26 protein-coding genes are annotated in these 25865 nt (G+C 71.0%); 10 read left to right on the top strand and 16 right to left on the bottom strand.

All coding sequences use genetic code 11. The features are described 5' to 3' along the window. Positions 1–54 precede the first annotated feature (54 nt). Complete coding sequence (locus WH85_RS16180; RefSeq protein ID WP_045742689.1) at positions 55–1347, top strand: SAM-dependent methyltransferase; 1293 nt, start codon at positions 55–57, stop codon at positions 1345–1347. Here WH85_RS16180 and WH85_RS50400 read toward each other — a convergent pair. Beyond that, positions 1335–1484 (bottom strand): hypothetical protein, encoded by a 150-nt coding sequence (locus WH85_RS50400; protein WP_157411025.1) that lies wholly within the window; start codon positions 1482–1484, stop codon positions 1335–1337. The two genes, WH85_RS16180 and WH85_RS50400, sit on opposite strands and share 13 nt — an antisense overlap. Further along, positions 1463–1933: a hypothetical protein gene (locus tag WH85_RS16175; protein WP_045742688.1), complete on the bottom strand. Its 471-nt coding sequence runs from the start codon at positions 1931–1933 to the stop codon at positions 1463–1465. Before WH85_RS16175 ends, WH85_RS50400 begins: the two co-directional genes overlap by 22 nt. Before the next feature lie 127 nt (positions 1934–2060). Here WH85_RS16175 and WH85_RS16170 point away from each other — a divergent pair, with 127 nt between their 5' ends. After that, positions 2061–2507 carry an NUDIX hydrolase gene (locus WH85_RS16170; protein ID WP_045742687.1) on the top strand — a complete coding sequence of 149 codons (447 nt, stop codon included), beginning with the start codon at positions 2061–2063 and terminating at the stop codon, positions 2505–2507. A 75-nt stretch (positions 2508–2582) separates the two neighbouring features. Here WH85_RS16170 and WH85_RS16165 read toward each other — a convergent pair whose 3' ends face one another. Then, positions 2583–3245, bottom strand: a complete 663-nt coding sequence (locus tag WH85_RS16165) for a TetR/AcrR family transcriptional regulator (RefSeq protein ID WP_045742686.1) — start codon at positions 3243–3245, stop codon at positions 2583–2585. Positions 3246–3316: 71 nt separating this feature from the next. On the opposite strand from WH85_RS16165, the gene WH85_RS16160 reads away from it, so the two are divergent. Continuing rightward, positions 3317–4222, top strand: coding sequence for an alpha/beta fold hydrolase (locus WH85_RS16160; protein WP_083449029.1), 906 nt, complete (start codon positions 3317–3319; stop codon positions 4220–4222). 92 nt (positions 4223–4314) lie between these two features. Here the strand turns inward: WH85_RS16160 and WH85_RS16155 are convergent, their stop codons facing one another. Next, on the bottom strand, positions 4315–4905 hold the full coding sequence (locus WH85_RS16155) for a DUF4291 domain-containing protein (RefSeq protein ID WP_245673953.1): 591 nt from the start codon (positions 4903–4905) through the stop codon (positions 4315–4317). 120 nt (positions 4906–5025) lie between these two features. On the opposite strand from WH85_RS16155, the gene WH85_RS16150 reads away from it, so the two are divergent. Beyond that, positions 5026–5433, top strand: a complete 408-nt coding sequence (locus WH85_RS16150) for a (R)-mandelonitrile lyase (protein WP_045742684.1) — start codon at positions 5026–5028, stop codon at positions 5431–5433. A gap of 50 nt (positions 5434–5483) precedes the next feature. Continuing rightward, on the top strand, positions 5484–5858 hold the full coding sequence (locus WH85_RS16145; protein ID WP_157411024.1) for a hypothetical protein: 375 nt from the start codon (positions 5484–5486) through the stop codon (positions 5856–5858). 18 nt (positions 5859–5876) lie between these two features. Here WH85_RS16145 and WH85_RS16140 read toward each other — a convergent pair whose 3' ends face one another. From WH85_RS16140 to WH85_RS16115, 6 genes are all read right to left on the bottom strand, one after another. Then, on the bottom strand, positions 5877–7547 hold the full coding sequence (locus WH85_RS16140) for a putative bifunctional diguanylate cyclase/phosphodiesterase (RefSeq protein WP_045742682.1): 1671 nt from the start codon (positions 7545–7547) through the stop codon (positions 5877–5879). Next, entirely contained in the window at positions 7544–8989 is a 1446-nt protein-coding gene (locus WH85_RS16135) for a PAS domain-containing protein (RefSeq protein WP_083449028.1), read from the bottom strand. Before WH85_RS16135 ends, WH85_RS16140 begins: the two co-directional genes overlap by 4 nt. Before the next feature lie 54 nt (positions 8990–9043). Continuing rightward, a complete protein-coding gene (locus tag WH85_RS16130; protein ID WP_045742680.1) occupies positions 9044–9238 on the bottom strand; it encodes a hypothetical protein in 195 nt (64 codons plus the stop codon). Between the two features lie 137 nt (positions 9239–9375). After that, complete coding sequence (locus WH85_RS16125; RefSeq protein ID WP_045742679.1) at positions 9376–10977, bottom strand: methyl-accepting chemotaxis protein; 1602 nt, start codon at positions 10975–10977, stop codon at positions 9376–9378. Further along, a complete protein-coding gene (gene chvE / locus WH85_RS16120; RefSeq protein ID WP_342669795.1) occupies positions 10977–12074 on the bottom strand; it encodes a multiple monosaccharide ABC transporter substrate-binding protein in 1098 nt (365 codons plus the stop codon). Before chvE ends, WH85_RS16125 begins: the two co-directional genes overlap by 1 nt. Positions 12075–12249: 175 nt before the next feature. Then, entirely contained in the window at positions 12250–12735 is a 486-nt protein-coding gene (locus WH85_RS16115) for a C40 family peptidase (protein ID WP_052720481.1), read from the bottom strand. A 427-nt stretch (positions 12736–13162) separates the two neighbouring features. Between WH85_RS16115 and WH85_RS16110 the strand changes: the two genes are divergently transcribed. Beyond that, on the top strand, positions 13163–14068 hold the full coding sequence (locus tag WH85_RS16110) for an AEC family transporter (RefSeq protein ID WP_045742677.1): 906 nt from the start codon (positions 13163–13165) through the stop codon (positions 14066–14068). Positions 14069–14077: 9 nt separating this feature from the next. Here the strand turns inward: WH85_RS16110 and WH85_RS16105 are convergent, their stop codons facing one another. Then, positions 14078–14860: a matrixin family metalloprotease gene (locus WH85_RS16105; protein WP_169792450.1), complete on the bottom strand. Its 783-nt coding sequence runs from the start codon at positions 14858–14860 to the stop codon at positions 14078–14080. A 321-nt stretch (positions 14861–15181) separates the two neighbouring features. Here WH85_RS16105 and WH85_RS16100 point away from each other — a divergent pair, with 321 nt between their 5' ends. Next, a complete protein-coding gene (locus WH85_RS16100; protein WP_045742675.1) occupies positions 15182–17011 on the top strand; it encodes a carbohydrate-binding module family 20 domain-containing protein in 1830 nt (609 codons plus the stop codon). A gap of 16 nt (positions 17012–17027) precedes the next feature. Continuing rightward, positions 17028–17219 (top strand): hypothetical protein, encoded by a 192-nt coding sequence (locus WH85_RS16095; protein WP_045742674.1) that lies wholly within the window; start codon positions 17028–17030, stop codon positions 17217–17219. A gap of 18 nt (positions 17220–17237) precedes the next feature. On the opposite strand, the gene WH85_RS16090 is transcribed toward WH85_RS16095, so the two are convergent. Continuing rightward, a complete protein-coding gene (locus tag WH85_RS16090; protein WP_045742673.1) occupies positions 17238–18116 on the bottom strand; it encodes a helix-turn-helix transcriptional regulator in 879 nt (292 codons plus the stop codon). Positions 18117–18219: 103 nt separating this feature from the next. Between WH85_RS16090 and WH85_RS16085 the strand changes: the two genes are divergently transcribed. Beyond that, the gene (locus WH85_RS16085) at positions 18220–19134 is read left to right on the top strand and encodes an SDR family NAD(P)-dependent oxidoreductase (protein WP_045742752.1); all 915 of its coding nucleotides are present in this window, start codon (positions 18220–18222) and stop codon (positions 19132–19134) included. Here WH85_RS16085 and WH85_RS16080 read toward each other — a convergent pair. Genes WH85_RS16080 through WH85_RS16065 form a run of 4 tightly spaced genes read right to left on the bottom strand, consistent with a single transcriptional unit; the run spans position 19124 to position 24811 of the window. Then, positions 19124–19945, bottom strand: a complete 822-nt coding sequence (locus WH85_RS16080; protein WP_045742672.1) for a carbohydrate ABC transporter permease — start codon at positions 19943–19945, stop codon at positions 19124–19126. The genes WH85_RS16085 and WH85_RS16080 overlap by 11 nt on opposite strands. Continuing rightward, positions 19942–20802, bottom strand: a complete 861-nt coding sequence (locus WH85_RS16075) for a carbohydrate ABC transporter permease (protein ID WP_083449027.1) — start codon at positions 20800–20802, stop codon at positions 19942–19944. The genes WH85_RS16080 and WH85_RS16075 overlap by 4 nt, the downstream gene beginning before the upstream one ends. Beyond that, positions 20796–22100 (bottom strand): ABC transporter substrate-binding protein, encoded by a 1305-nt coding sequence (locus tag WH85_RS16070; protein WP_045742670.1) that lies wholly within the window; start codon positions 22098–22100, stop codon positions 20796–20798. Before WH85_RS16070 ends, WH85_RS16075 begins: the two co-directional genes overlap by 7 nt. Then, positions 22100–24811: an alpha-L-rhamnosidase gene (locus tag WH85_RS16065; RefSeq protein ID WP_045742669.1), complete on the bottom strand. Its 2712-nt coding sequence runs from the start codon at positions 24809–24811 to the stop codon at positions 22100–22102. The genes WH85_RS16070 and WH85_RS16065 overlap by 1 nt, the downstream gene beginning before the upstream one ends. Positions 24812–24970: 159 nt before the next feature. Here WH85_RS16065 and WH85_RS16060 point away from each other — a divergent pair, with 159 nt between their 5' ends. Beyond that, on the top strand, positions 24971–25864 hold the full coding sequence (locus WH85_RS16060; RefSeq protein ID WP_045742668.1) for an AraC family transcriptional regulator: 894 nt from the start codon (positions 24971–24973) through the stop codon (positions 25862–25864). The last annotated feature ends 1 nt before the right edge of the window (position 25865 follow it).

The following is a 25865-nucleotide window of genomic DNA, read 5'->3' as shown; positions in this document are numbered from 1 at the left end:
TCGCTGCCAACCCCCGGCAGGAGCCTCCGCCGAGCAGTACCCCGGGAGAACCCGATGCGGACCCTGAACCGAGCCGAACCCGCCACCGCGACCAGGCTCAAGACACTCCTCGAAACCCTCCTTCACACCCCTCTTCCGGTACGCCTGCGAGCCTGGGACGGCTCCGAGGCGGGACCGGCCGACGCGCCCCTGGTGATCGTGCGTCACCGGCGCGCGCTGCGGCGGCTCGTCTGGCAACCGGACCAGCTCGGCCTCGCCCGCGCGTACGTGGCCGGCGAGATCGACGTCCAGGGCGACCTCTACGACGTGCTGTCCCGACTCGCCCCACTGCTCTGGCGCGCCGCCGAACCCACCGAACTACCGCTACGCACCGTGATGGGCGAGGCGCTGCGGCTGGGCCTCATCGGCAGCCGCCCGAAGCCGCCGCCCGAGGAGATGGCGGTCACCGGCACCCGGCACAGCCGCGGCCGCGACCGGCAGGCCATCAGTCACCACTACGACGTCGGCAACGACTTCTACCGCCTGGTCCTCGGCGAGAGCATGGTCTACTCCTGCGCCTACTGGACCGGCGACACCCCCGGATACGACCTGGCCGACGCCCAGCGCGACAAACTCGACCTGATCTGCCGCAAACTGGGCCTGCAGCCGGGGATGCGGCTGCTCGACGTCGGCTGCGGCTGGGGCAGCCTCGCCGTGCACGCCGCCCGCGAGTACGGCGTCCAGGTCCTCGGCATCACCCTGTCGGTCGAACAGGCCGACCACGCCCGCAAACAGGTCGCCGCGGCCGGCCTCGCCCACCAGGTGGAGATCCGCGTCCAGGACTACCGCGACCTCGACGACGGCGCCTTCGACGCGATCAGCAGCGTCGGCATGGCCGAGCACGTCGGCACCGGCCCCTACCAGGAGTACGCGACGATCCTGCACCACCACCTGAAGCCCGGCGGCCGCCTGCTCAACCACCAGATCGCCGCCCTGCGCCACGACCCGTCGCCGTCCCCGGGCCGCAGTTTCATCGACGCGTACGTGTTCCCCGACGGCGAACTGGTCTCCATCGGCACGACGGTCTCGTTGCTGGAGAAGGCCGGCTTCGAGGTCCGCGACGTACAGGCGCTCCGCGAACACTACGGCCGCACCCTGCGCGCCTGGGTCGCGAACCTGGAATCCGACTGGTCCACCGCCGTCCGCCTGACGAGTCCCGGGCGGGCCCGGGTGTGGAGGCTCTACATGGCCGCGTCGGCGCTGGCCTTCGAACTCGCCCAGATCGGCGTCAACCAGGTCCTGGCCGTGAAGCCGCACCGCGACGGCACCAGCACGATGCCCCCGACCCGCCGCGACTACCTGGCCTGAGCGACCTCGGCGCAGTACAGGTCCCGGCGGCAGGCGATCACGAGCCGGCCGCCGGGACCCCAGGCCGGCGCCCGCGCCGCATACGGCAGCGTGATCCGGTCCACATCCCGCCCGGTCACCACGTCGACGACGGACACGGTGCGGTCACGACGACGGGCCCGTCGTCGGTGTCCACGGCGGCGAGGTGTTCGACCCACTTGGCGTCGTCGTGACCGGGAAGCCCGCCGATACGCCGTCCCGTCTCCAGGTCGACCGGCATGGGAGCGCCGCCCGGGTCGAGAATGACCACGGCGAGCGCCCTGTCACCGACGACGGCGAGCTGTTCCGCGTCCGCCTCCAGCGGATAGCGGTCGGTGCGGATCAGCTCCCCGGTGGCCCGGTCCCACATCCGCATGCCCGGCCGAGGACACCGCGTGGCACGCAGGTCGGCCAGGTGACAGTCGAAATCCTCGTGCCGTTCCGTCAGTGTCACGATGACCTCGGCCCCGCCGACCGTGGCGGTCGCGACAGCCGACGGAAGCTGCCCGGTGAAGACCTGCCGCAGTGCCGGATCCGGCCCCGAACCGGTCGTCCAGAGGGCGCGCACCCGTCGAGGCTACGAGCCCGCCCACCCCCGCGGGTCGTGAACTGAAGCTCCGAGCGGGTGAACCGAGGACCGGCGCCGTCGGGTGGCCGACAGCTTCGCGGTGGCAACGTCGAGTACTCGTAAGGACATGAGCAGCCGGTACCGCAGCATCGTCGACGTTCACGTGCTCCTGCGCCGCGCCGACGGTCACATCCTGCTGATGGAGAGAGCCGGCACGGGGTACGCCGACGGCCTGCTCTGCCCGCCCAGCGGCCACCTCGAAGCCGGCGAGTCGGTGACGGCCGGCGCGGTCCGGGAACTGGCCGAGGAGACCGGCGTCGACGTTCGCGAGGACGATCTGCACTTCGTCCACGTCGTGCACCACCGCAACGGGCGGGACGACCCGCGGATCGGGTTCTTCTTCGTCACCGACCGCTGGCAGGGGCCGCCGGTCAACCGGGAGCCGCACAAGTGCGCCCGCCTGCTGTGGGCCGACCCGACCGACCCGCCGCCGGACACCGTGCCGTACACCGCCGCCGCCCTGGCCCGGATCGCCTCCCACCAGCCGTTCGCCCTGGACGGCTGGGGCGAATGAGCCGTTGTTCCAGTCTCGGCCTGCTCGACTCCGGGTACCGCCCGAAGCCGGCGGCCGCCGCCTACCGCGCTCTGATCACTGCACTGTCAGTAGGCCGGTGAGGACCCGGGACAGGGTGTCCTCGAAACGGGGCTCCGGTGTCGGCCGGCCGCTGAGCAGGGCTGCCGTCAGGTGGGGGTGCCGGCCGGCCGCGACGACGTGGGCCAGGTAGGCGCCCTGTCGTTCGCGGGCGCCGGTGCTCGCGTTGAGTTCGTTGAGGGCGAGCGCGGCCGTGAGGGTGGTCATCACGGCGAACGCCTCCAGTTTGCGGCCCGTGTCGGCCGGGTGGTCGGCGAGGACCGCCAGGACGTGCTCCAGCAGGTCGGCGCCGTGCGGGCCGAGCGGGGAGCGGGTCAGCACCAGCTCGGGCAGCCAGCGGTGCCGCAGCATCAGGTCGCGACCCTGCCGGCACACCTCGAGCAGGGCCGGCAGCCACGGGCCGCCCGGCGCGGAGAGGTGGTATCCGGCGGCGACCTCGTCGGTCATCAGGTCGAGCAGGTCGTCGCGGCTGTCGACGTAGCGGTAGAGCGACGCCGCGCCGGTGTTCAGCTCGGCGGCGATGCGGCGCATCGAGACGGCGGCCAGGCCCTCCCGGTCGGCGAGCGTGATCGCGGCCGCGGTGACCTCGGCCCGGGAGCGTTCGGCGGGCCGGCCCACTCCGCTACGCCGTTCCCGCAGCCACACCGGCGTCGTCTCCATGACACTTCCTTCTCTCTCCGTTGCGCTCACCCTACCGTTTCGATAACGTTGTTCGCGAACAGCGTTCCCGAATGGATGAGGCGACGATGATCCGGATCCCGTACTCCGCGCGCAACGGCGACGTGCACCTCGCCGTCGACGACCTCGGCGGCGCCGGCGGTGACCCGCTGCTGCTGGTCATGGGCCTCGGCGTGTCCCGTTTCTGGTGGCCCGACGGCCTGGTCGCCGCCCTGATCGATGCCGGTTTCAGCGTCGCCGCGTTCGACGGGCGCGACGCCGGCGGCTCCACCCACTTCGACGACGTGCCGTCCGGCAATCCGGTGACCGGCCTGCTCCGGCGGCGGCCTCTCGCGTACACCGCTGAGGACATGACCGACGACACCGTTGCCGTGCTCGACGCGCTCGGCTGGCAGCGCGCCCACCTCTTCGGCGTCTCCCTGGGCGGCCTGGTCGCGCAGCGCACCGCCCTGCGCCACCCGCACCGGGTGCACACGCTCACCACCTTCGCCGCCGTGTCGAGCGACGTGCGTGGTGCCGCCGTTCTGCGGTACGTGCACCTGCCGTTCCTGGCCCGGCTGACGCGCCTGCGGCACCCCGAGGGCCGCGACGGCGACGTGGCAGCCGGTCTGGACCTGGCCCGGATGATCCACGCGCCGGGTCACCCGTTCGACGAGGAGGACGCCCGCCTGCGGGTGGAACGCGAACTCGACGCCGGACTGCCCAGTGGCGTCCGCGACAGCCGCGCCCAGGCCCGGCAGGTCAGCGCCGGCTGGCACGGCCCGCGACTGCGCGACCTGCGGGTGCCGACCCTGGTGCTGCACGGCGCGCAGGACCCGCTGGCCCGGCCCGCCGCCGGCCGCCGCATCGCCGCGTCGGTGCCGGGCGCCCGCTACGTCGAACTCCCGGGCACCGGCCACGACCTGCCCCGGGAGGTCTGGCCCACGGTGGCCCGCGAGATCCGGGCCCTGGCCGGCTGACCTACAGGCTGTCCCGGCCCGCGAGATCCGGGCGCCGGCAGGCTGAACCACAGGCTGTCCCCGACCCGCCTGACCAGGAAGCGGGCGGGCGGTCAGGCGTCGGCCTGGATGCGGCGGGCCACGGCGGCATTCAGCGGGTACGAGCGTTCCGGCGGCAACAGGCGCCGCGCCTTGGCGTGCTGCCCGGCCCGGACCAGGTCGGCGATCCGGCGGACGGTGGGCGTGATGTCCGCGACGGCGGTGATCCAGCTTTCGGCGTACTCGCGGATCAGGGTGCGGCCGACGCCGACCTGAATGCTGTAGTGGTTGAGGGCCGCGCCGCGCAGCGACCGTTCCGGATCCCACTGGACGTGCACCTCGGCCTCGGCGAACGCCCTGTTCCAAGCGGCCGCGCCACCGTGGATCGCCGGCACCGGGGCGGTCAGGACGGCCCGCGACAGGGCCCGCTCCCAGCCGGCCCGGGTGATCCGGACCGCCAGGATGCGTTCCTGGCCGGGTTTGGCGGCCCAGTTGCTGCGGTGCATCAGCCACAGCAGCGACGGCTTGATCCAGGTCATCCGGGTGAACGAGAACGGCGTGACGAAACGGCCCGCGGCGAGCGCGGCGTCCGCGACGGCGGGGGAGTAGGCCTGGTACATCACGATGGTGTCGCCGTCGAAGTCGGCGCGGATCTCCCGTTGCACGAGACGGCACCCTGTCACAGCATTCATGGTGCGGGCGAGCGGTTATCCCGGGGTGCCCTGCCGGTACGCGTCTCGGCAGGGACTTCTTGTCGCGTACCCCGGAAGGCTCTGATGAAGGGCATGGAACTTCTGCCTGTCCGACCGACCGTCAAGCTGCCTGCTCAGGCCTTCACCGGGGATGCCTACCTGACACCGATCCGCCAGCCGGCCGGGCTGTCGCGGATGACGGTGGCGCTGGTGCGGTTCACGCCCGGGGCCCGCACGAACTGGCATGCGCACGCCGTCGGCCAGACCCTGCACGTGACCGAGGGCGTCGGCCTGGTCGGTGTCCGCGACGGATCAGTGCTGCGGATCCACGCCGGGGAGACGGTGCTCTGCCCGCCCGGCGAGGAGCACTGGCACGGGGCCGCGGCCGGCACGTTCATGAGTCACCTGGCGATGCTGGAGTCATCCGGTGACGGCAGCGACCCGACCACCTGGCTGGAGCCGGTCACCGACGACGACTACCGGCGGGCGGACGAGCGCTGATCCCCGGAGAAACGGCGGGATCGGCCGGCCGGGAGGCGCAGACTGATCGGGTGACTGATCGTGACGTGGTACGGGCCGTGTGGAACCGGGCGGCCGGGGGCGACGGGTCCGGGACGGGTGACCGGCACCTGGGTGCCCTGCTGCTGGTCGACGGCATGGTGCAGAACGGCGGAGCGAACCACGCCGCGGACAGCTGCTCGACCGACGAGCTCGCCGCCGCGGCGGTGGGCGCCCGCTACTTCGGGATGGGCGACCTCGCCGGCCTGATCGAGGAACTGCCGAAAGCGGCCGGGAGCAGCGACGACGACGAGGCGGAGGAGCGGCTGTCCGCCGCCTGGCACGCCACGGTCCCGGACAGCGCCCGGCTCGAGGCCGCCTTCGAGGAGCGTCTCGCCGCCGCCCCGCAGGATTTCGACCCGGTCTGAGGTCGGGGCTCCGGGCGGTCAGGCGGCCGCCGGCAACGGATTGCGGGCCGGGGCCTTGGCGAACGGCATCGCGTCCGGCGGCGCCGGACGGTTCAGGTGATAGCCCTGCAGCAGGTCGACGCCGGCCGCCGCCAGGTCCGCGGCGGTCGGCTCGTCCTCGACGCCCTCGGCCACCACGGTCAGGCCGAGGGCCTTCGCGATGGCGATCACCGAGTCGATGATCGTGGCGTGGGCCGGCGAATCGTGCATCTGGACCACGAACGACCGGTCGATCTTCAACTCGTCGATCGGCAGGCGCGGGAGCAACCCCAGCGACGTGTACCCGGTGCCGAAGTCGTCGATCGCCACCCGGATGCCCTTGGCCCGCAGCTCGGCGAGTTGCGCCGCCACCTGATCGGGATTGGTCAGCACCGCCGTCTCGGTGATCTCCACGGTGAGCAGGCTCGGCGCCACCCCCTCCAGCCCCAGCAGCGTCAGGATGGTGGGCACGGCACGGTCCTGGGCGAGGTACGCCGCCGGCAGGTTGACCGACACCGGCAGGCACACGCCGTCGCGCCGCCAGCGGGCCGACTGCTGCAGGGCCTCGGCCAGCACCCAGTCGGTGAGTTCGAGGATCACGTCGGACCGTTCCGCGTCGGGCAGGAACACGCCCGGCGGGAGCAGCCCGCGCTGCGGGTGCTGCCAGCGGACCAGCGCCTCCACGCCGTGCATCCGCCGGCTGCCGGCCTCGTGCAGCGGCTGGTAGTGCAGGCGCAGGTGCCCGGTGCGCAGCCCGGCCCGCAGTTCGGTGAGTTGCCGCAGGTCGACGCGCTGGTGGGTGTCGAGGCCGGGATGCCATTCGACCAGGCCGGTGCGTTCGTGTTTGGCGCGGCGCATGGCCGCCGCGGCCCGGCGCATCAGCACGCTGACGTCCTGGTGGTCGGCCGGGCAGATGCCGATGCTCGCCTCCACGCTGATCGGCAGGCCGTCCACCGTGTGCGGCCCGCGGATCCCGGCCACCAGGCGCCGGCCCACACTCTGCGGGCTCTGCCCGGCCGGCAGGTCGGAGAGCAGCACCACGAACTGGTCACCGTCGATGCGGGCGGCCAGATTCCCCGGTCCGTGGGCGTCCCGCAGCGCGGCCGCCACCAGGTTCAGCAGCGTGTCCGCGCCGTGGTGGCCGAGCACGTCGTTGGCGTCCTGGAACCGGTCCAGACCGAGATGGACCACCGCGGTCAGGGTGCCGGCGTCCAGGCGGCGCTGACCCTCGGACTGCGCGCTGGCCCGGTTCGGCAGGCCGGTCAGCGGGTCGGTCCGGGCCAGCCGGGCGGTCCGGCCGGCCATCTCGGCGAGCAGGTCCAGCATCGGCGCGATGCCGAACCGGCCGTCCGGCCAGCTGACCAGCACCGGCTCCTCGCGCAGCGCCGCCGGGCGGGCCAGCGCCGCCTCCGCCGCCAGCTCCAGTTCGAGGCCGGCCGGCAACACCAGGGCGTCGTCGGCGAGCAGGTCACCGGCGACCCGGGCGGTGCCGCGGTTGGCGCAGCGGGTCAGCAGCGCCCGGGTGATCACCCGGTGGCCGGTGGCGGAGGCGATCAGCACGGCGGGCGTACGGTCGTCGGCGGCCAGGGCCGACTCGACCTCGCCGATCGGGGTGCAGGCGAGCACCGGCGTGGCCGGATAACCGACCTCGCCGAGTTTCCGGGCGCTCATGCCATCCGCCCCAGGTCGAAGCAGGCCACCTCGATCAGCACTTCGCCGTCCTCCACCCGTGGGCGCAACCGCACCCAGAGACGCCCGCGGCCGTCCGCCCGGGCGCAGCGCATGTCGGCCGGTTTGCCCTCCCGGGCGGCCGCCCAGATCCGGTCCAGGGTCTCGTGCTCGGCCGCCTCGACCAGGGTGGTCAGGGCCGGGGCCGGGGCGGTGTCCGCGCCGGTGACCAGGCTGAGCACGGCGAGCTGCTCGGTCAGGCCGGTCATCTCCCGGCGCAGTTCGGCCAGGTCGGCCTCGGTGTGCCGTTCCCGGGTCCGGTCCAGCATCATCCCGTCCCAGATGATGCTGCCGTCCGGTTCGCGGTGCGGGCGGGACACGCCGTACAGCCAGCGGCGGCTGCCGTCGCGGCAGATCATGCTGCCCCGCCACGACCAGGGCTGCAGGGTCCGCGCCGACTCCTGGACGCTGGCCAGGTACGACTCCAGGTCCTCCGGCGCGATGACCTCGGACAGCCGGCGCATCGAGGTGATCAGGTCGCCCGGTTCCAGCCCGAAGATGTCCCGGCAGCCCTCGGAGACGAAGGTGAAGCCGCTGTCACCGTCGGCGCCCGTCCGGAACTGGTACAGCATGCCGGGCGCGTTGTTGACCGTGGTCCAGAACTGTTTCTCCCGGGCGGCCAGGGCGGCCTCGCTGCGCCGGCGGGCGGTGTCGTCGATGGCGATCGTGCAGATGCCGTAGACGGTGCCGTCCGGCTCGGTCAGCGGCACCCGGGTGACCAGGTACTGCCGCAGGTCGTCGCCGGTGGGAACCTCCTCGACGGCGGTCCCGGCGACCCCGGTCCGCGCGACCTGTTCGTCGTGGGCCCGGCCGACCGCCGCCACCGCGGCCGGGAGCACCTCGGCCTCCAGCCGGCCGACGGCGTCCGCGGCGGCGACCTGGAAGACCCGCTCGTACTCGCCGTTGACGAACAGGTACCGGCCCTGCAGGTCCTTGGCGAAGACCACCGCCGTGGTGTGCTGCAGGATCGCGGTGATCAGGGTGGTGCTGCGCTGCAGTTCCTGCTGGGCCCGGTGCCAGTCGGTGCGGTCCGACACGTACGCGAAGAACCCGTCCGCACCGAGCTCGTCGATGTTGATGGTGATCTGGAGTTCACCGCCGTCCCGGTGCACCGCCGGCACCTCGACCCGGCTGCCGACCAGGTCGCCGTCGCCGGTCACCAGGCGGCGGGCGAAGGCGGCGTTGTATGCCGACCGCAGTCCCGCCGGGACCAGGGTGTCGGCGAGCCGCCGGCCGATGATCTCCGAGCGGGTCCAGCCGAACAGGCGCTCCGCGGCGGGGTTCCAGTCCCGGATCATGCCGGCCCGGTCCACGTGCAGGTACGCCAGCGCGGTGGCGTCCACGGCCCGGTTCCGGACTTCAGTCGCCGCGTCTAGGGTGAACACGCCAGGTGATATCGGCGTGCCCCGGGTGCACCTGAGCGTTCGAAAAACCGCGGATCAGTGGTGTGCGCGACGCTTGCGTGTGGCGATGAAGAACCCGGTGGAGAGCACCCCGACCAGCACGCCGAACACCCAGGCCTCGCCGGTCCAGTGCCGTGCGATGCCGATCAGGCCGATGACCACGGCCATCGTGACGGCGGTCAGCAGGGCGTGACGCAGGGCCCGAGGCTGGGCCAGCGAGATGTCGCTCATAGCGCTCTTCCAATCGTGCGGGTGGCCGGTGAAGGGTAACGGTTACCGGGACGTTTCCTGAATCCCGGGTGGCGCTGGTGAAAAAACTCCGCCCGGCGATGGTGCCGCCGGGCGGAGTGTGCTGCTCAGGTGTGGTGTCAGACCTTGAAGTGGCTGACCAGGTTCTGCAGGCGGTCGGCCATCGTGCTCAGCTCGGTGACCGACTTCTGGGACTGGGTGACGCCCTGGTTGGTGATCCGCGACGCGGTGGCCAGGCCGTCGATGTTGGCGGCGATGCCACCCACGCCGTCGGCGGCCGCGGCCACACCCCGGTTCATCTCCGAGGTGGTGGCGGTCTGCTCCTCGACCGCGCTGGCGATGGTCGTCTGGAACTCGTTGATCTGCGAGATGACCACGCTGATCTCGCTGATCGCCTGGACCGCGCCGGCGGTGTCGTTCTGGATCTTCTGGACCCGGCGGGAGATGTCCTCGGTCGCCTTGGCGGTCTCCTGGGCCAGCTCCTTGACCTCGCCGGCGACGACCGCGAAGCCCTTGCCGGACTCGCCGGCCCGCGCCGCCTCGATGGTGGCGTTCAGGGCCAGCAGGTTGGTCTGCTCGGCGATGCTGGTGATCACCTTGACCACCGTGGCGATCTCCGCGGACGACTCGCCCAGCTTGCCGACCTGGTCGGTGGTGTGCTGCGCGATGGCGACGGCCTGCGCCGCGACCCGGGCCGCCTCGGCGGCGTTGTGGGCGATCTCGCCGATCGACACCCCCATCTCCTGGGCGCCGGCGGCGACGGTCTGCACGCTGCGCGACACCTCACCGGCCGTGGAGGCGACGATCTCGCTCTGCCGGGTGCTGTCGGCGATGGCACCGGACATCGACGAGGAGGCGTCCGACATCTGCTTGGCGGCGGTGGCCACCGCGACCGCCTCGTGGGTGACCGAGCCGACCACCTGGCGCAGGTCGGTCATCGCCACGTCCAGGTCGCGGGCCATCTGGCCGACCTCGTCACGGGACTGCACGTCCGCGGAGGAGGTCAGGTCGCCCTTCGCGACACCCTGCAGGGCCTCCCGGACCCGGGTCAGCGGCCGGGTGATCGACACGACGACGATCCAGGCCAGGCCGACCACGATGATGCCGGCGATGAGCACGGTGACCCACATGATGCGGTTGTCGGTCGAGCGCTGCTCGTCCGCGGCCACCTCGGACGCGGTGATCAGGGCGGCGAACGAGGTACGGGTCTTCTCCAGCACCGCGGAGACCAGGTAGTTGTCCACGCCGATCTGCGCCCAGCCGAGGCGGGCGGTGGCCGGGTCGCTCTGCGCGCCGTCGACGTACCGGGTGATCACGGCGATGTACTCGTCGTAGACCGACCGCAGGTTGGTGACCTGCGCCTGCTGCGCCTGCGGGAGGCTGACCGCGCCGAGCTTGTCGAGCAGCGCGGTGGCGGCGGCGCTGGTGTTCTTCAGCGGGGTGACCTGGTCGGCCGGCTCGTCACGGGCGATGGCCTCGAGACCGTTGGCCTTGAGCTCGCTGGCCAGGCGGTCCAGCTGCTGGATGTAGCTGCCGGCCAGGTTGAGACTCTCCAGGCGGTCGGAGGTCTCGCCGGAGCGTGACGAGGAGCGGGCGCTGACCCCCAGGCAGATCGCCAGGGCGAGCAGGCTGACGGTGACCAGGGCGGTCAGTTTGACGGCGACCGGCAGGTCCAGGAAGAACGCGCCGAACCGGCGCCGGGGCAGGGTGGCTGTCGTCATCAGTTCAGCTCCGATTCCTTGTAGTAGCCGCCGTCGACCAGAACGGTCACGAGATTGGACTTGTCGACGTTGACGGGCTGGAGCAGGAACGCGGGGACGACCTTCACCCCGTTGTCGTAGGTGGTGCTGTCGTTGATGTCGGGGGTCTTGTCGGAGAGCACCTTGTCGGTCATCTGCACGGCGACCTTGGCCAGCTCACGGGTGTCCTTGTAGACCGTCTCGGCCTGCACACCCTGCTTGATCAGCTTCACCGACTCGAGTTCGGCGTCCTGGCCGGTGACGACCGGCAGCTTCTTGGACTTGGTGCCGTAGCCGTGGTTCTGCAGCGAGGTGATGATGCCGCGGCTGATGCCGTCGTAGGGCGAGAGCACCGCGTCCAGGGTGACGTCCTCGTCGGCGCCCTCGAGCATCTTGTCCATCCGGGCGCCGGCGACCTCGCCGTCCCACCGCAGCGTGGTGACCTTCGCGAAGGAGGTCTGCCCGCTGGGCACCACCAGGGCACCACTCTTGATGTACGGCTTGAGCACGCTCATCGCACCGTCGAAGAAGAACTTCGCGTTGTTGTCGTCCGCCGAACCGGCGAACAGCTCGATGGTGCGCGCCTTGCCGCCGCTCTTCTTCAGGCCCAGCTTGTCGACGATCGTCTGGGCCTGCAGGACGCCGACCTTGAAGTTGTCGAAGGTGGCGTAGTAGTCCACGTTCTTCGAGTCCCGCAGCAGCCGGTCGTACGCGATCACCGGCACGCCGGCGGCGTCCGCCTTGTCCAGCGCGTCGGTCAGTGCCGACCCGTCGACCGCCCCGATGACCAGGGCCTTGTCGCCGGCCGCGATCATCTCGTTGAGCTGCGACAGCTGCTCTTTCGGGTCGTCCTCGGCGTAGCGCAGGTCCACCTTGTAGCCGAGCGCCTCGAACTGCTTCACCATGTTGTCACCGTCGGCGATCCAGCGGGCGCTGCCGGTCGTCGGCATGGCGATGCCGATGGTGCCGAGGTCGGGCGTGCTGGTGGTGACGAGCGCGGCGGTGCTGCCACATCCGGCGAGGCCGATGGTCAGCAGTGCGGCGACGGGTCCGACGAACCGTCGGGACAAACGGGTCAAGGTGTCCTCCTGGCTACCCTGCATGGGCGGTCCCCATGTTTGTCGGCAATCCGCGACGGCACTCAAGGTTCTGGGCCGGGGATTCCTCGGTTTCCGCCCGGGTGCCGAACGGGTCTGTTAAAACGGCATGGGCCGCCTCCCCAGCCGGGGAGGCGGCCCATCGCGGTGTCTGTGGTTAACCGATCCGTCCGAAACGGACCTGGCTGCGCGAGAAGATGTCGGCGAGTTTGACGTGGTCACCCGGTTTGGGGGCGTGCCACACCTTCCCACCGCCGGCGTAGATTCCCACGTGGTACGCGCGCCCGCCGCTGACCCAGAACACCAGGTCGCCGGGGCGCACCTCGGAGGCTGCGAGCTTGCGGGCCTTGTGGTACTGGGCGTTCGCGGTCCGGGGGAGCGTCACGTGCGCCTTCTTGTAGACGTACCCGGTGAGGCCGGAGCAGTCGAAGGCGCCCGGTCCGGAGGCGCCGTAGCGGTAGGGCCTGCCCTTGAGGGCCTTCGCGTAAGCGACCACTTTCAGGCCTCTGGCCTCGACGGTCTGCTCGGCGGTGGGGGTCTTGGTGGCTGCCACGGCCTCGGCGGGGGAGAAGCCGATCATCAACGCGGCGGCGAGAGCGAGGGGGACGATGGTACGCAGGAGGGAGCTGATGCGATGGGCCACGAGGTTCCCGGGTCCTTCGACCCGCCCACGGGGAGTGCCCCGTTCCTGCCCGGTCGAATGTCTCGGAAGTATCGACCATCTACGTGCGCCCGGCGGGCAGGACTCGGCGTCCGGGGCACGGCTCCTTCCCCGGACTGCGGGAAGTTGCCGGACACGTTCGGCCGGGTTCCGGGGTTCCCGGAGGTCTTCGGTGGGTGTGGCCGGTCACCGAACGGTTGCCGTTCGACCTGGTGGGGCCATCGACGGACCGTTCTACCGGGCGGGCACGCCGATACCTTCCCAGGGCACCGCGGAACCGGCGCAACCCGGCACCGGGGGCGTTCGCCCCCGGCGGGCACGGCCGGATCGTGTTCGCCGTGTCGGCGATCGGGGCGACCTACGCCACAGGACTCGTGTCCGGTCTGCCGGGGTGTGACACCGTCCCCGCATGATCAACGCATTGTCGGGGTTCGCCCTGCTGGCCGTCATCGTGCTGGTCGGGTGGGCGCTGCGGCGCTGGGGCGACCTGCCGGACGACACCGAGGCGACCCTGGGCCGGCTGGCGTTCCTGGTGCTGGCGCCGTGTCTGCTCTTCCAGGGTGTGCTGGACGCGGACCTGAGTCTGCTGCTCAGCACCCCGCTGCTGGTGTCGACGCTCGCGGCGATCGTGTGTTTCGCCGTCTTCGCGGTGATCTTCCACCGCCGCGATCCCGGCACGCGGATCATCGGGGCGCTGGCCGGCGGGTACACCAACGCCAACTACATCGGCCTGCCGATCGCCACCTACGTGCTGGGCGACGCCACGCTGGTGGTCCCGATCGTCTTCGTGCAACTGGTGATCATCACGGTCGCCATGGCGCTGCTGGAGTTCGGCACCCGGCACCACGTCTCCTGGCGCCGCGTGCTGCTCCTGCCGCTGCGCAACCCGATCGTGGTGGCGGTGACCCTCGGCGCCGTCGTGGCGGCGACCGGGCTCACGCTGCCGGCGGTCGTCCTCGACCCGGTCACCACGATCGGGCAGGCGTGCGTACCCGTGGTGCTGATCGCTTTCGGCATGTCGCTCTCCGGCCGCCGGGTGCTGGCCCCGGGCCCCGAACGGCTGCCGACGATCGTGGCGGTGCTGCTGAAGACGCTCGCCATGCCGGTGGTCGCGTTCCTGCTGGCCTGGGCGTTCGGCCTGTCCCGCGAGGCGGTCTACACGGTGACCGTTCTGGCGGCCCTGCCGTGCGCTCAGAACCTCTTCGTGTACGCACAGCAAGCAGGCGCCGCGGTCATCCTGATCCGCGACGCCATCTTCCTGTCCACGCTCGCCTGCCTGCCGGTGATGGTGGTGATCACCCTGGTGCTGCGGTGACGCCGCCGGTCAGTCCTGCGTCACGTCCTCGCCGTAGACCGGAGTGCTCCCCGCGCTGCTCGTGGTGGTCAGGCACCCACCGGCCCTGCCCAGGATCCGCAGCCCGCGGAGATCCCCGGCGCCCCACCGGGCGGCCTTGCCGGTCAGCATCGGATACATGATCTGCTTGCGGTCAGAGGCGGCGTGCCCCATCCCCACCGCGTGCCCGATCTCGTGCATCAGCAGCTGCCCGGTGGTCCCGCCGGTCTCGGCGGCGAACCCGCGTGCCATCTCGGTGGTCACGGTGGCGTTGAGGACCACCGACCCCCGGAAGATCCGCCAGGCCTTGTCACCATTCTTCGTGTACGCGCTGACGTAAGCCGGCCCACCCTGGCCGGCCTGGGTGGCGCCCCGTGGCAGCATGCTGCTCTGCTTGCCCGGCACCGCCCAGGCGACGACCACGTCGGCTTCCTCGAACGGTTCCGGTGACCCCGAATCCCGTTGCGGCACCGTGCTCGTGGCTCCGGCGTACCGGAACGTCAGCCCGGTGGCCGTGCCCACCCGCCTGAACGCCTCCTTGACCTCGGCCAGGGATTTCTTCGGTGCCCGGTCGAGGTTCACCCGGTAGGTGACGGCCCCGCCGCAGGGATCCCACCGGGCGATGGCACCTTTCCCGCCGGTCTGGGTGATGAACGTGTACGAGGTCGCACTCCCGGCGGCGGCCTGGGCGGCCTGTGGCGCCGGCACGGCACCGGCCGTGGCGGTGATGATCGCCAGCAGCGTGATCGACGCGGTGGTCCGGCGGCGGCGCATCCAGTCTCCGTCCACTACGGGGAGGGGGATGTCCCGCAGTGCCGCGTTCATCGGCAGCGGTGCCCGGTTCCGGTGCACAAGTGATGGCCCTCACGGGCCGGGGATCCTCCCGGCGGGTGGAACAGCGGACATTCTCCGGGGAGACCTTTGCCACTGGAAAAATCGCCGGGATAACGGGCGTTTCGACCATTCCGCGTCAGCACGTGAATGTTCAAGTAACTCTCCGTGCGAATGGCTCCCGGATTCGGCGCCGCGGGCCATTGACGAGAATGGGCAGCTCATGCACCCTCGCCAAGATCAGAACCGACCGAGGGGACCCTCGTGAACCGAAAACTGCGAGTAGCCATCGCCCGGACCTCCGGCGTGGCTCTGATGGCCGCCGGAGGGCTGGCCGCGGTCGTGCTCACCCAGCAGGCCGACGCCGCCGAACGCCTCAACGACAGCGACGTCACCGCGAACCTGTGGGAGTGGAACTGGACGTCGATCTCCACGGCGTGCACCACCGAACTGGGCCCGGCCGGATACGGCGCGGTCCAGGTCGCCCCGCCCCAGGAGTCGGTCACACTGCCGACCAGCGTCGTCGGCGCCCACCCGTGGTGGGAGGTCTACCAGCCGGTCTCGTACAAGATCGAGAGTCGTCTGGGGACCCGCGAGCAGTTCGCCGCCATGGTCGAGGCGTGCCACACCGCGGGCGTGCGCGTCTACGTCGACGCGGTCATCAACCACACCGCCGGCAGCAAGAACACCCTGACCACCGGCTACGCGGGCAGCACCTTCACCGCGAAGAGCTATGACTACCCGGCGGTCCCGTACACCACGGCCGACTTCCACCACGCCGGTGACGGGTCCTGTGCCGACGAGGACGGCCAGATCGACGCCTGGGACGACCCCGCCGAGGTGCAGAACTGCGAACTGTCCGGCCTCTCGGACCTCAAGACCTCCTCCACCGGGGTACGCGACAAGATCACCGGCTACCTGAACGACCTGGTCGGGCTCGGCGTCGACGGCTTCCGGGTGGACGCCGCCAAGCACATCCCGCAGGCCGACTTCGCGGCGATCGTGGCCGGACTGAAGACCACCACGGCCGAGGGCAAGGCCCCGTACATCGCCCAGGAGGTCGCCAACGGCGGCACCGGCACCCTCGCCCCGCGGCAGTACATCGCCAACGGTGACGTGCTCGGCTTCTCCTACGCCGACGCACTGAAGAACCACTTCACCGACGGCACCCTCGACGAACTGGGCGGCATCCCGAACTGGGGCCTGGACCTGCCGAGCGCGAACACCGCCGCGATGGTCGCCAACCACGACACCGAACGCGACAAGAACACCCTGCGCTACCAGGACGGGTCGACCTACACGCTGGCCAACTACTTCCTGCTCGCGTACCCGCACGGCAAGCCGTTCCTGTACGACGGCTTCACCTTCTCCGACGACAACACCGGACAGTCGCCGCCCGCCGACAGCAACGGGTACGTCAGCGACACCGACTGCACCACCGGCGCCTGGCAGTGCCTGACCCGGTCGACCGGCATCAAGGGCATGGTGGCCTGGCACAACACCGTCCAGGACGCGACCACCGCCGCCGACTTCACCGCGACCGCGAAGAACATCATCGGATTCCGCCGCGGCTCGCTCGGCTGGGCCGGCCTGAACGCCTCGAGCAAGGCGTCCACCGCCACCTACACCACCGGCCTGGCCGACGGCACGTACTGCGACCGGGTCACCGGCGGCGCCACCGGCAGCGGCTGCGCCGGCACCACGGTCACCGTCTCCGGCGGCAAGGCCTCGGTGACCATCCCGGCGAACAGCGCGGTCGCGATCGACGTCAACGCCAAGGCCGGCACCGGCGCCACGACCTGCACGACGGTCGCCGTCACCTTCGACGCGAACGTCACCACCGAGTGGGGCGAGAACGTCGTCGTGCTCGGCGACAACGCCGCCCTGAGCACGTGGAAGACCACCGGGGGAGTGACGCTGTCGGCCGACTCCTACCCGGTCTGGTCCGGCACCGTCGACCTGCCCGCGAACACGAGCATCGAGTACAAGTACGTGAAGAAGGAAGGCGACACGGTCACCTGGGAGACGGGCGCGAACCGTACCCTCAAGATCGGTTCTGCCTGCTCCCAGCGGGTCAGCGACACCTGGCGCTGACGCTCAGCATCGGCACATGGAGGACCCGGACTTCCTGCTGTCGGTCATCACGCGGCTGGCCGCCATTCCCCGACCGCCCACGTCGGACGGGGAACGGCGGGCCGCCGACCTGATCCGTGACGATCTCGCCGCGGCGCTGGTTCCTGCGCCCGGATATTCGGCGGACCGCCCACCTGTCGGTGGGCCGGATCCGGCGCATTCCTCGTGAAGCCTGACGCGGCGCGGATCACCGTGCTGCTGCGTCGGTGTCGGGCTGCGAAGCGCTGACCAGGGACTGGGTGCCCAGGACGACGGCGAGGGCGAGGCGGTCGGCGTCGTCGGTGCCGGGTTCGGCGGTGTAGACGGTGATGCGCAGGTCGTCCAGGGAGACCAGCAGGGTGTCGCAGTCCAGGGTCATGCGGCCGGCTGCCGGGTGGTCGACGGTCTTGCGGCGGGACGGCTCGGTCACCACCGGCGGGGACGGGGACTCCCACAGCTCGGCGAAGCGGGGGCTGGCCGCGGACATGTCGGCGAGCAGGCGGCGCAGGGCCCGGTCGGCGGGGTACCGGGAGGCGGTCAGGCGCAGGTCGGCCACCAGGCGGGTCTCGTGGTCGGCGTGTTCCCGATCGGTGTGGACGACCCGCGACGGCAGGCCGGTGACGGTGCGCCAGACCGCGTTGCGTTCCCGGCCGTGCCAGGCCGTGGTGTCGCCCATCAGTGCGTCGTACGGCGCGTTCGCCAGCACCAGTGTCCACGTCGCGTCGTAGACCACCACCGGTGTGTGCGACAGCCGGTCGAGCAGGCGCTGCACGCTCGGGGACAGCCGGGACGGGACCACGTCCGGGCCGGGGGCGGCGTGGCCGGCCAGGCGGTAGAGCAGGTCGCGTTCGACGTCGGGCAGCCGCAGCGCGCGGGCCAGCGCCTCCACCACCTGCGCGGACGGTGCGGTGGCCCGGCCCTGCTCGAGGCGGATCAGGTAGTCGGCGGAGATGCCGGCGAGGGCGGCGAGCTCCTCGCGGCGCAGGCCGGTGGCACGGCGCCGCGATCCGGCGGGCACACCCACGTCCTCCGGGGTGACCCGGTCCCGCCAGCGACGGACGGTCCGGCCGAACTCCCACGTCTCCACACGGTCCAGTCTGCCCGCACCGTCGCCTCTTGTCGTGGTACTGGTGGTCCTACGAAAACCGGACGACTGCCTGCGGACCGGGGACCGCCGCACGCTGGGTCCCATGAACGAACCCGGAACTGTTCTGATCACCGGCCCGACCCGGAACCTCGGGCGGCACACCGTCCTGGCGATGGCCCGCCGGCCGCGCGCCGACCGGCCCACCCTTCTGCTGGTCGGGCGTGCCGGGCCTGATCTGGCGGCGGTGGCGGCGCAGGCGCGGGCGCTCGGCGCCACGGTGCACGAGATCGGCTGCGACCTGGCGAGCCTTGCCGACGTGCGGGCGGCCGCCGGCGTGGTGCGATCACTGGTGGACTCTGGTCGCGTACCCCCGATGAAGGCCCTGATCGCCAATGCCGGTGTCATCGCGGCGGAGAGCGGCCAGGCGACCGGCGACGGATTCGAACCGACCTTCGCCGTCAACTACCTGGCACACGCGCAGCTGATCGGCGACCTGCTGGACTCCTTCGCGCCGGAGGGGCGCGTGGTGCTGCTGGGGTCGAACACCTACCACGCGAACGTCTGGCGCAAGCTGCTCGGCGTGGCCCCGGCGCAGTGGGCCGACCCGGTCGAACTGGCCCGGCCCGCGGCGGGGCGCTCGCCGATGACCGCCTACTCCACCGCCAAGCTGGCGATCCTGTACTACGCCCATGAGCTGCAGCGCCGTGCCGGTGACCGGATTCGGGTGTCGGTGTTCGAGCCTGGCTGGATGCCGGGTACCGCGCTGGGCCGGGGTGCGCCCGCGGCGGCGCAGGCGATCGGCCGGGCGCTGGGGCGGATCCCGGGGGTGTCGACGCCGGAACGGTCCGGTCCGCTGCTCGCGGCGACGGCCCTGGACGCGCGGTGGGCGCATCTGCGGGGCGGCGCGTTCGTGCTGAAGGACCGGCTGACCGAGGTGCAGCCGGTCGCCCAGGACCGGGACCGGGAGCGGCGTCTGTGGGAGGCCACCGCCACGATGCTGGCGACGGTCAGCCCTTGATCGCGCCGGCGGTCATCCCGGCGACGATCCGCCCGTTGAAGAACAGGAACATGATCAGCGGCGGGATCGTGACCAGCAGGATGTCCATGAAGAGTAGGTGGTACTGCGTGCCGAACTGTCCGGCGAAGTTGTAGACGGTCAGCTGCACCGTCGCGTTGTCCGAGCCGGGCAGGAAGTAGAGCGGGTTCACGAAGTCGTTGAAGACGGTGACGGACTGGACGACGACCGCGGTGATCACTACCGGTCGCAGCAGCGGGAGGATCACCCGGAAGAACAGCCGGGCGGGGCCGGCGCCGTCCAGGATCGCCGCCTCGTCCAGTTCGCGGGGGACCGTCGCGACGAACGCGCGGAACAGCAGCACGCAGAACGACAGTCCGAACGCGACCTCGACGGCGATCAGCCCGGCCATGGTGCGGAACAGGCCGAGGCCGTCGAGCACCCAGATGGTCGGGACGACGGCCGGCGGGATGATCAGCCCGCTGAGCACCAGAAAATTGATCAATCCGTTCCAGCGGCCGGCCCGGCGCTGCAGGACGAACGCCACCATCGCGGCCAGCACCACCATGATCGAGACGCTGCCGACGGTCAGGATGATGCTGTTGATGTACGCGATGATCAGCAGATAGTCGTCGGCCTTGAGGACGGCGATCAGGTTGTCGACGAAGTGGAACTCGGTCGGCCAGGAGAAGTCGAGCCGTGCTGCCTGCCGCTGATCCTTGGACGCGGTGAGGAGGATGAAGGCGAACGGCACGAGGAAGATCACCGAGGACGCCATTATGGCGATAATTCCGGAGAAAGCAGACTTTTTCATGCTTCGACCTCCTTCCGGTTGAGGAAGCGGGACAGGGGTAGCACGATCGCGGTGACCACCACGAACAGCACCACGTTGCCCGCCGTCGACAACCCGTAGAACCCGGCCTGGTACTGCTTGTAGATCACCGAGGCGATGACATCCGACGTGAAGCCCGGACCGCCCCGCGTCATCGCCCAGATCAGGTCGAACGACCGCAGACCACCGATCAGCGACAGGATGATCACCGTGACGGTGGCCGGCCGGGCCAGCGGCAGGATCAGGTGCCGGAAGTTCGCCCAAGCGCCGGCCCCGTCCACCCGGGCCGCCTCGAAGTACTCCTGCGGGATCGACACGATCCCGGCGATGTAGATCAGGGTGGCCAGGCCGACGCCCTTCCACACGTCGACCGCCGCCACCGACAGCAGCGCCCACGACGGATCGGTGAGCCAGCCGGGGCCGTCGACACCGGCGGCCCCCAGCACCTGGTTGATCAGGCCGCGTTCCGGGTTCATCAGCACGGTGAACGTCAGGCCGACGCCGATCGTGCTGACCAGCACCGGGAAGAACACCACCGACCGCAGATATCCGCGGGCGACGATCCGGGAGGTGAGCACGACCGCGAGCAGCAGCCCGAGCACCACCTTCGCGCCGGAGGTCACCACCCCGTAGATCAGCGTGTTGACGAACCCCTTGACCAGCGCCGGCTCCCGGAAGAACGTGACGAAATTGTCCAGGCCCACGAAATGCGACTCGAACAGCGTCCACCGGGTCAGGCTGAACCAGAACGACGCGAACGTGGGCGCCAGGAACAGCACGCCGTAGACGACCGCGGCCGGCAGCAGGAACCAGTACGGATAGACGGACCGCCTCACCATCCGGTGAGCCCGAGCTGCTGCGCCTGCTTCTTCACGTCCTCGTCGTAGAGTTCCGCACCGGATTTCGCGTCACGGATGCCGGAACCCACCTCGACGCAGATCTGTTCGAGGGCCGGGCCCTTCACCGGGGACAGGAATTCCAGGGCCAGACTGGATCTGCCGGGCGTGGAGAGATAGGTCTGCATGTCCTTCACCGCCTGCGGCACCGAATCCGGAAGCGTGCACCCGGTGAGGGCGAACGGTCCCTGCGGCGCGGCGGCCGCGGTCTGCGCGTCACAGCCGGCCGGACTGGCGACGAAGGCGAGGAACTTCAGCGCCGCCTCCCGCTTCGCATCGGTGGTGCTCGCCGGGAGATAGACGCCGGCCGGCGCCCACACCGTCAGGCCGTTCTTCGCGGCGTCGGCGCCCGGAACGGCGAACAGGCCGATGTCGTCGACCTTGTCCGGGAAGGTGCCGGCCAGCTGGCTGATGATGCCGGACAGGATCGGATAGTGCGCGCCCTTTCCCTCGGCGAGCAGGGCGATCGCGTCGTCCAGTTTCGCGGACGCGAAGTCCTCGTTCGTCCAGCCGGCGTCGTGCACCCGCTGCAGGTGCTGGAATCCGGCGACCGCGGCCGGGGTGGACGCGTACTTCACCTGATTGGCGGTGTACTTCTCGGCGAACCGCGGATCGGCGGCGGACACGTTGTGGAAATCGCCGAGGATGAACAGCTGCGACGTCCAGGTCTCGCCGTACGACTGGACGACCGGCGCGATCCCGGCCGATTTCAGGGCGGCGTTGTTCGCCTCGAACTCGGCCCAGGTGACCGGCACCGTCAGCCCGAGTCTCGCGTAGACGGCCCGGTTGTAGAGGATCGCCCCGGCGTTGTAGTTGCCGAACGGCGCGGCGTACACCTTGCCGTCGGCGGTGACCGAGGTGGTGAAGTTCTGGTCGAGCTGCGCGGCCCACGGCTGGTCGCCGACCGCGACCAGGTTCTTCGCCGGGGCCAGGGCCTGCATCAGCGACCCCGAGTTGTATTGGAAGACGTCGGTCATGTCGCCGGTCGCCAGCCGGGTCTTGATGAGGTTGTCGCCCTCGGTGCCCTGCGGCCGGATCTCCACCTTCACGGTGATGCCGGGATTGGCGGCAGTGAATGCGGTGGCCAGGCCCTCGCCCAGCTTCCGGTTGGTGTCGGAGTTGTCGACCAGGAATGTCAGCGTGACACCGTCACCGTCGTCCTCGCTGGATCCGAGACTGCCGGCGCTGCAGCCGGTCAGCGCGAGGCAGAGGACGACGGAGGCGGTCAGGAATCTTCTCATCAGTGCTCCTCGGTCAAGAGAACCTGGAGGCGGGTGCGCAGTTCCGCCGCGTTCGGCACGAACCCGAAAGCGGTCAGGGCATCGACGAGCCGGGCGGCCGGCGCGTCGAGATATCGGCCGAGCCGGGCGGCGGCCGCGGGTTCGTCCGCGGCCGCGCCGGCCCCGACAGCGGCGTCCACGACCGCCCGCCACAGCGGCTCGTCGTCGAGGACGTCCCGGACCGTGCCGTGCACGACCGGGGTCACCGGGTCCGGCACTGTCCAGAAGTGATCACCGTGCTCGACCCGGACGTCGCCCTGCCCGGGCAGCCGCACGGTCGCGGCGCTGCCCACCGGCACCCGCAGATCCAGGCGCAGCTCGCCGCCGGCCCGCTGCCAGGAGACCTCCGCTCTCCCGTACGGCGTGAGCAGCCTCGCCCGGGCCGCGGTGAGCGCGCGGCCGACCACCGGCGCGACCAGGAGTTCCCGGTACCCGGGGGCGGCCGGGGCCAGCCCCGCGACCCGGCGGTGCATCCAGTCCGCGACCGCACCGAGCGCGTAGTGATTGAAAGAGGTCATCTCGCCGGGGTTGATCGAGCCGTCCGGCAGCATGCTGTCCCAGCGTTCCCAGACCGTCGTCGCACCCATCGTCACCGGGTACAGCCAGGACGGGCAGCCGGTCTGCAGCAGCAGCCGGTGCGCCACCTCGGCGTGACCGGTCGTGGTGAGCGCGTCGGCGATCAGCGGCGTGCCCACAAACCCGGTCGCGATCCGGAACCCCGAGGCCCGGACCAGGTCCGCGAGCCGTTGCCCGGCCCGTTCCCGCTGCCGCGCGCCGGGCAGCAGATCGAATTCCAGGGCCATCGCGTACGCCGTGGCGGTGTCCCCGAGCACCCGGCCACCGTCCGTCACGTACTCGGCGGCGAACGCGTCGCGTACCCGGTCCGCCAACTCCCGGTACCGCTGGGCGACATCGGTCTCGCCGAGCACGTCCGCGGCGGCCGCCACGGTCCGCGCCGAGTGCGCCAGATAACCGGTGGCGACCACGTCCGGGTCGGTACGGGCCTGGAACGGGTTCTCCGGCGGCGCGGCCGGATCCAGCCAGTCGCCGAACTGGAAACCACCCGTCCACAGGTGGTCGTCGCCGGCGAGCGCGGCGATCCGGTCCACCCAGGCGCGCATGCTCGGCAGCTGACGGGCCAGCAGCTCCCGGTCACCGGTGCGCTGGTAGAGCGTCCACGGCACCAGGGCGGCGGCGTCGCCCCAGGCCGCGGCGGCCGGTCCGTCGTCGTGCAGCACGTCCGGCACCACGAACGGCACCGACCCGTCCGGGAGCTGCTCGGCGGCCAGGTCGGCGAGCCACGAGGTGAGGAATCCGGCGCTGTCGTGCAGGAACGTGGCGGTCGGCGCGAACACCTGGATGTCGCCGGTCCAGCCCAGCCGCTCGTCGCGCTGCGGACAGTCGGTCGGCACGTCCAGGAAGTTGCCGCGCATGCCCCACACGACGTTCTCGTGGAACCGGTTCAGCAGGTCGTGGCTGGACGCGAACCATCCGGTACGCCGCAGGTCGGAGCCGACGACGACCGCCTCGACGTCCTCGGCGCGCAGGTCCGGCACCCCGCTGACCTCGGCGTACCGGAAACCGTGGAAGGTGAAGACCGGCTCGAGGGTGATCTCGTCCGGGCCGGCCAGCAGGTAGGTGTCGGTGGCGGCGGCGGTCCGCAGCGGGCGCACCCCCAGCCCGCCGTCCTCGAGCACCTCGGCGTGCCGGACCGTGATCTCGTGACCGGACCGGTGGCCGCGGGTCTTCAGCCGGACCCAGCCGACCAGGTTCTGCCCGAAGTCGATCAGAGTGCCCTTGACCGCGACGGCGGGGAGGACCCCGGTGACGCGCATCGGCGGACCGTCCGCCGCGACCAGCCTGCCGAGGTCGGCACCGATGACGTTCACCGGTGAACGCGCCGGGACCGATCGACGGAGATCGGTGAGTTGTCCATCGTACAAATCATCGAATCTGATCCGACTGGGACCGCAACGCCAACTGTCATCGGTGACCACCGATCGGGTGGTGCCGTCGTCGAAGGTGAGTTCGAGTTGTGCCAGCAGCGCGCGCTTGTCGCCGTAAAGGGCGCGGCCCTGCTGGAATCCGAGGCGACCGCGATACCAGCCGTTGCCGAGCAGCACGTCGAGGCTGTTGTCGCCGTTGCGCAGGAGCGCGGTGACGTCATGCGTCTGATAGCGCAGGCGGTGGTGATAACTGGTCCATCCGGGAGCGAGTTCGTGGTCGCCGATCCGGATGCCGTTGAGGTGCGCGCGATAGAGGCCGTGGGCGGTGATGTGCAACCGGGCGCGGACCACACCGCCGTCGATGGTGAACCGGCCCTGAAGCGCGTTGTCCTCGTCGTTCTCCGGCGCCACGAAAACGGCTGTCCAATCCTCCGGATGCAGCAGCCCCACCTCGGCGGTGACCGGTTCCGACCATTCGCTCCAGTCCTCGCCACGCACCCGCACCCGCACGGTCGCCCGCTCGCGGGACGACAACGGCGGCCCGGGCCACGGCACCAGAACCTGTTCGGCGCCGTCGACCAGGTATTCGTCGTCGCCGATCGCGATCGCATAGGCCCGCTGGCGATGACCCGGCGGCGCCTCCTCGACGATCCAGGAGAGACGCGGCGTGCCGGTGCCGAGAACGGATCGACTGTCGTGTTCGAGGCGCAGGGCGGACGGGCGCATGGGGCTCCTCGTGTCAGGACGATGTGCGCCTGCCCGCGAGGTTTCCCCCGGATTACCACGCGGTTGCGGGCGCAGATCCATCGTGGTGTCGCCGCCCCGGCTCGGATAGGCCAAGCTGCACCTGGAGTAGCACGATCGGGACGTCTACCGTGGGCGGGCATGACCGACTATCCGGTGGAGGACACCCGGGGCCTGGTGTTCCTGGCCGACGGGGCATTGGCCTTCGCCGGTCCCTACCTGCATCAGGACCGGCACCCCGACCACACGCACAGCTTCGTGGAGATCGCCCTGATCGTCGGCGGCACCGGCGTGCACCGCTCGATGACCGGCCGCCGCCCCTTGGCCACCGGCGATGTCATCCTGCTGCGCCCCGGCGTGTGGCACGGCTACGAGTCGTGCGACGGTCTGCGCCTGTACAACTGCGGCTTCTCCACCGACCTGCTGCACCGGGAACTAGCGTGGACCCGCGAGGAACCGCTGCTCGGCCACCTGCTGTGGACCGGCCCCTACGCGTCCCAGCGCCGCGGAATCCTCACCGGCCGGCTACCCGATCCGGCGCTGGCGGAAGCCGCGAACCATCTGGACGCGCTGGGCCGGGGCCCCGACCACGGCGACGTGATCGGCCGCCTGATCCTGTTCCTGACCGTCCTGTCCCGGGCGATGCCCGGCCCGCCGCCCGGCACGTCAGCCACCCACCCGGCGGTGACCCAGGCGATCCGCCTGCTGGAGACCGACCCGGCCCGTTCCTGGAACCTTGCGGACCTGGCCGGCCGGCTCCGGCTCAGCCCCGGCTATCTGGTGCGCATCTTCAAGGCGACGACCGGCCTGCCCCCGGTGGCCTACCTGTCCCGGCACCGGGTGGAGGCGGCCGCCCACCTGCTGCTGCACACCACCGACCCGATCACGCAGATCGCGCAGAGCGTCGGATGGCCGGACCAGAACTACTTCGCCCGCCGGTTCCGCGCCCACTACGGCCTGAGCGCCTCCACGTACCGGCGCCGTTTCACCGACGCCGCCCACGGCGTCACCGGAGGTCATCGAGCGCGGGGCTGAT

This window comes from Actinoplanes rectilineatus, assembly GCF_000962825.1.
Classification (GTDB): Bacteria; Actinomycetota; Actinomycetes; order Mycobacteriales; family Micromonosporaceae; genus Actinoplanes; species Actinoplanes rectilineatus.
Note: the sequence above shows the minus strand (reverse complement) of the source record. Positions and strands in the feature narration are given on the sequence as shown.

Bases quoted from the DNA above. Each gene is read 5' to 3' on its own strand.
- WH85_RS16180 (WP_045742689.1), top strand. From the start codon at position 55: ATGCGGACCCTGAACCGAGCCGAACCCGCCACCGCGACCAGGCTCAAG.
- WH85_RS16170 (WP_045742687.1), top strand. From the start codon at position 2,061: ATGAGCAGCCGGTACCGCAGCATCGTCGACGTTCACGTGCTCCTGCGC.
- WH85_RS16165 (WP_045742686.1), bottom strand. From the start codon at position 3,245: ATGGAGACGACGCCGGTGTGGCTGCGGGAACGGCGTAGCGGAGTGGGC.
- WH85_RS16160 (WP_083449029.1), top strand. From the start codon at position 3,317: ATGGATGAGGCGACGATGATCCGGATCCCGTACTCCGCGCGCAACGGC.
- WH85_RS16150 (WP_045742684.1), top strand. From the start codon at position 5,026: ATGGAACTTCTGCCTGTCCGACCGACCGTCAAGCTGCCTGCTCAGGCC.
- WH85_RS16140 (WP_045742682.1), bottom strand. From the start codon at position 7,547: ATGAGCGCCCGGAAACTCGGCGAGGTCGGTTATCCGGCCACGCCGGTG.
- WH85_RS16130 (WP_045742680.1), bottom strand. From the start codon at position 9,238: ATGAGCGACATCTCGCTGGCCCAGCCTCGGGCCCTGCGTCACGCCCTG.
- WH85_RS16125 (WP_045742679.1), bottom strand. From the start codon at position 10,977: ATGACGACAGCCACCCTGCCCCGGCGCCGGTTCGGCGCGTTCTTCCTG.
- WH85_RS16110 (WP_045742677.1), top strand. From the start codon at position 13,163: ATGATCAACGCATTGTCGGGGTTCGCCCTGCTGGCCGTCATCGTGCTG.
- WH85_RS16105 (WP_169792450.1), bottom strand. From the start codon at position 14,860: ATGCGCCGCCGCCGGACCACCGCGTCGATCACGCTGCTGGCGATCATC.
- WH85_RS16095 (WP_045742674.1), top strand. From the start codon at position 17,028: ATGGAGGACCCGGACTTCCTGCTGTCGGTCATCACGCGGCTGGCCGCC.
- WH85_RS16085 (WP_045742752.1), top strand. From the start codon at position 18,220: ATGAACGAACCCGGAACTGTTCTGATCACCGGCCCGACCCGGAACCTC.
- WH85_RS16080 (WP_045742672.1), bottom strand. From the start codon at position 19,945: ATGAAAAAGTCTGCTTTCTCCGGAATTATCGCCATAATGGCGTCCTCG.
- WH85_RS16075 (WP_083449027.1), bottom strand. From the start codon at position 20,802: ATGGTGAGGCGGTCCGTCTATCCGTACTGGTTCCTGCTGCCGGCCGCG.
- WH85_RS16070 (WP_045742670.1), bottom strand. From the start codon at position 22,100: ATGAGAAGATTCCTGACCGCCTCCGTCGTCCTCTGCCTCGCGCTGACC.
- WH85_RS16065 (WP_045742669.1), bottom strand. From the start codon at position 24,811: ATGCGCCCGTCCGCCCTGCGCCTCGAACACGACAGTCGATCCGTTCTC.
- WH85_RS16060 (WP_045742668.1), top strand. From the start codon at position 24,971: ATGACCGACTATCCGGTGGAGGACACCCGGGGCCTGGTGTTCCTGGCC.